The sequence below is a fragment of the Acidisoma sp. genome (genome assembly GCF_035492295.1).
Lineage (GTDB): Bacteria > Pseudomonadota > Alphaproteobacteria > Acetobacterales > Acetobacteraceae > Acidisoma.
Window position 1 is genome coordinate 1 of the sequence record NZ_DATJJK010000260.1, and the last position, 4,105, is coordinate 4,105.

Below are 4,105 nucleotides of genomic sequence, written 5' to 3' on the forward strand. Positions count from 1 at the left end.
GGCTCGTCCGCGATCAGCAGATAGGGGTCGCAGGCCATGGCCATGGCGATCATCACGCGCTGGCAGAGACCGCCCGAAAGTTCGAAAGGATAGGCGTCGAACCGCCGCTCGGGATCGGGAATGCGGACACGCGCCAAAGCCTCGATGGCACGGCGGCGTGCCTCTTTCTTGGAGATATTGGCATGTCGCAGGAGTACATCCTGCACCTGTGCGCCGATCCGCCGGATGGGGTTCAAAGCGGTGCGCGGGCTTTGGAAGATCATCGCGATCTCCCGCCCACGCGTCTCGGCGAGCGATCGCTCGCTTTCCGTCAGCATGTCCCGCCCAGCGAAGCGGATGCCGCCACGCGGGATCTGGGCCGCCGGGTCCAACAGGCCCATCATCGCATAGGCTAGCACGGATTTGCCCGAGCCGCTCTCGCCCACGACGCCGAGGATTTCCCCTCGCCCTAAGCTTAGGGAAATCCCGTCCAGTACATGAACCATGCCGCTGCGGGTGCGGAAGTCGAGCACGAGGTCCTCGACCGTGAGCAGGGCCGCGCTCATGTACGGCGCCGCGGGTCGACGATATCGCGCAAGCCATCACCGAGAAGGTTGAAGCAGAAGACGGCAATGACGAGAGCGCCGCCGGGGAAGACGAAGGTCCACCACTCGCCGGAAATGATGAAGCTCGCCCCTTCCGAGACCATGATCCCCCATTCCGGCGTCGGCGGCCGGACGCCGAGGCCGATAAAGGAGAGGCCGGCCGCATTCAGGATCGCCCAGCCCATGTTGAGCGAGGCCTGCACCAGCATCGTGGGCAGGATATTGCGCACGATATGGCCGTAGAGGATGCGGATGGCGCCGTTGCCGCCCATGCGTGCGGCCTCGACATAAGCGAGGTCGCGCCGAACGTTCACTTCGGCGCGCGCGAAGCGGCCGTAGAAGGGCAGATTGATCACCGCCGTCGCGATGATGATGTTGGTGACGTTGTTGCCCAGCGCCGCGACGATCCCCATGGCGAGCACGAACAGCGGGAAGGCCATGATGGTATCCATGACCCGGCCGAAGATCGCATCCACCCAGCCGCCCCAATAGCCCGCGATGGCGCCAAGCCCGGTGCCGACCACGAAGGAAATGACCACCGCCGAGATCGCCATGCCGAGGTCGAGGCGGGTCGCGATCAGCACGCGGCTGAAGATGTCCCGCCCCAGCGCGTCGGTGCCGAAGAGATGCGCCCAGGAGGGCGGCTGCATGCGGGCACTCTCATTGGTCATGAGCGGCCCGTAAGGCGCCAGCATCTGTCCGAAGATCGCGCAGAAAATGAGCAGCGCGAAGAGGATTGCCGCCAGAAGCGTCAGCTTGTTTTCGGCGACCGCGTAACGTGTGCGGCTGACCAGGGTCGAACTACTCATCGCTCAGCCCTCGAACCGCACGCGTGGATCGACGATCATACTGACCAGATCGACCACGAGATTGAGCAGGATGTAGAGCACGGCCATCATCAGGATGAAGCCCTGCACGGCGGCATAGTCGGAGGAGATCACGGCCTTCACGGCATAGGCGCCGACGCCCGGCCAGCCGTAGACGTCCTCGATCAGCACATTGGAGCCGAGGACGAAGGAGAAGACCATGCCGAGAACATTGACGACCGGCAGCATGGCGTTGCGCAGCGCATAGGTAATGAGAATACGCCGGCGGGAAAGACCGCAGGCGCGTGCGGTCCGGACATGGTCGCTCGCCAAGGTCTGCAGCATGGCCGCACGGGTAATGCGGGCGATGGGGGCGAGTGCGAAGAGGCCCAGCGAGATCGCCGGCAGGATGATCTGGGCCAGGGATCCGGCGAAAGTCTGCCAGTTTCCTTCGAGAATCGAATCGATCAGATAGAAGCCGGTGATCGTCGTCGGTGCATCGAAATAGACGTCGTTCAAGCGGCCCACCGGTTCGGGCGCCAGCGGGATCAGGAAGTAGAAGACATAGACCAGCAGGAGCGCCACGAAGAAGGTCGGGAAGGCAGCCGCGATCGTCACTGTGCCGCGGCAAAGATGGTCGACCCAGCTGTTCGGCCGGGTCGCGGCCCAGATTCCGAGCGGCACGGCGACGCCGATGGCGAAGATTAGCGCGACAAGCGTGAGTTCCAGCGAGGCCGGCAGCCGCTCCATCAGATCGGTCAATACCGGTTGGCCGGTTGTCAGAGACTGGCCGAGATCGCCGTGGGCGAGCTGCCAGACATAAGTGAGAAATTGCTGCGGCAGGCTGTGGTCGAGCCCGAGATGCGCGCGAACCTGCGCGACGGAAGCGGCATCCGCGGCCGGTCCGGCGAAGAGTACGGCGGGGTCCCCGGGCAGCGCGTGGGAGAGCAGGAAGGTCACGATGATGACGCCGATGAGGCTTGGTACCGCGCCGAGCAGCCGGCGCCCGGCAATGCGCAGGAAGCGGATCATCTTCGCTGGTTCTAGGAGGAGAGTGCCGCGAGCACGGCGTGGCTCTCCGCGACTGCGCCGAATACGCCGCCTTGCATCGTCACCATCTTCAGAGCGGCCGCATGATTGCCGGCATCCGTGGCGCCACAGCAATCCGAGAGGATGAGGCATTCGAAGCCGCGGTCGTTCGCTTCGCGCATGGTCGTATGGACGCAGACATCGGTGGTGATGCCGGTCAGGATCAGATTGCGAATGCCCTTGGTGCGCAGCAGCAGCTCCAGGTCGGTGGCGTAAAAGGAACCCTTACCCGGCTTGTCGATGACCATCTCGCCCGGCTGGGGGGCAAGTTCGGGGATGATCTCCCACCCCGGCTCGCCGCGGACGAGGATTTTGCCGCAAGGCCCGTCATCGCCGATGCCGGCGCCGATGCGGCGAGAGCGCCAGCGTTTATTGGCGGGCAGGTCCGACAGGTCCGGCCGGTGTCCTTCCCGCGTATGGATGATCGGGTAGCCAGCGCCCCGCATGGCGGCGAGCAGGCGGGAAATCGGTGAAATCGGTGCACGGGTGAGCGAGAGATCGTAGCCCATCCGATCGACATAACCGCCGAAACCGCAAAAATCCGTCTGCATGTCGATGATGACCAGCGCGGTATCGACCGGGCTGATCGCGCCATCATAGGGAAAGGGGTAGGGATCGGCCTGGATCGGTGCGGTCATGACCCGAAACCTATCAAGAGTCATGCCAACCTTGGCCGGTCCGTGAGTTCTCGCCACAGATCGCGGCTCGCACCTTGGTGTTCATAAGCCGCCGGGGGCGGGTCCCTGGCCTTAAGCAGCCTGGAACGAAAAATGCCGAACGGTTTCGGGAGCGCTGTCAGGTGGCAATGAGGTGGCGGCGAAGCCTGGTCTAAACCGCTGCTGTCGCGCGAATTTCGCTCAGTCTGACGCTGGACTCAGCATTGCCGCGGCAATGTTACCGGTGCAGCGATGCAGCGCCTCGGCGAAACGGGTCGGGTCCTGGCTCTCAAAGCGGTAGCGCGGCATGCTGATACTGATGCAGCCGATGGGGCTGCCCGCTACCCCTCGAATGGCGCCGCCATAGCAGCAGATGTCGAGTTCGTTCTCCTGCAGGTCGGTCGCATAGCCGCGCCTGCGTGTCGCCGCGATCTCTGCCTTCAGGGCCGCCTGATCCGTCAGCGTGTGGGGCGTGAAGGCCGGCATGGCCAGATTCGCGATCAGCGCCTCGCTTTCCGTCTCCGGAAGGCTTGCCAGAAAGGCCTTGCCGACGGAACTCGAATGCAGCGAGACACGCGTGCCGATGCGCGATGCCATGCGCACGGCGCGCCGGCTTTCGAGCTTGTCGATATAGACCATCTCGCCAGCGCTGGGCACGGCCAGATGCACGGTCTCGTCCGTCTCGTCACGGAGCGCGGCGAGATGTGGCAGGGCCCGGCGCCTGAGGTCTGACCCGTGCCAGGCGCGATAGGCGAGGCTCACGAGGCGGGGCCCGAGCAGCACGCGGCCGCGCAAGCCCTCGCTCCCCACCATGCCTTCCTGGGCGAGCACGCCGAGCAGGCGGTGCACTGTCGGGCGTGGATAGCCGGTGGCCCGGCAGAGTTCGGCGACGGTGGTGCCAGACGGCGCATCCGAGATCGCTTGCAGCAGGCGCATCACCTTGGAGATGACGGCCGTGCCCGGCACGTCA

The 4,105-nt window shown here is 64.8% G+C and carries 5 protein-coding genes; all 5 read right to left on the reverse strand.

Annotation, left to right across the window (positions count from 1 at the left end; genetic code table 11):
- Positions 1 to 545: ABC transporter ATP-binding protein (locus VL752_RS19530; RefSeq protein WP_325357851.1), on the reverse strand; the 545-nt coding region annotated here is incomplete at its 3' end.
- Positions 542 to 1,393: an ABC transporter permease gene (locus VL752_RS19535; protein WP_325357852.1), complete on the reverse strand. Its 852-nt coding sequence runs from the start codon at positions 1,391 to 1,393 to the stop codon at positions 542 to 544. The genes VL752_RS19535 and VL752_RS19530, both read right to left, overlap by 4 nt.
- A 3-nt stretch (positions 1,394 to 1,396) precedes the next feature.
- The gene (locus VL752_RS19540) at positions 1,397 to 2,422 is read right to left on the reverse strand and encodes an ABC transporter permease (RefSeq protein ID WP_325357854.1); all 1,026 of its coding nucleotides are present in this window, start codon (positions 2,420 to 2,422) and stop codon (positions 1,397 to 1,399) included.
- Positions 2,423 to 2,433: 11 nt separating this feature from the next.
- Positions 2,434 to 3,117: a cysteine hydrolase family protein gene (locus VL752_RS19545; RefSeq protein ID WP_325357856.1), complete on the reverse strand. Its 684-nt coding sequence runs from the start codon at positions 3,115 to 3,117 to the stop codon at positions 2,434 to 2,436.
- Positions 3,118 to 3,336: 219 nt separating this feature from the next.
- Positions 3,337 to 4,105, reverse strand: a 769-nt coding sequence (locus VL752_RS19550; protein ID WP_325357858.1) for an IclR family transcriptional regulator, incomplete at its 5' end; no start/stop codon positions are given.

Coding starts and splice junctions, on each gene's coding strand:
- VL752_RS19535 (WP_325357852.1), bottom strand. CDS start 1,393: ATGAGTAGTTCGACCCTGGTCAGCCGCACACGTTACGCGGTCGCCGAA.
- VL752_RS19540 (WP_325357854.1), bottom strand. CDS start 2,422: ATGATCCGCTTCCTGCGCATTGCCGGGCGCCGGCTGCTCGGCGCGGTA.
- VL752_RS19545 (WP_325357856.1), bottom strand. CDS start 3,117: ATGACCGCACCGATCCAGGCCGATCCCTACCCCTTTCCCTATGATGGC.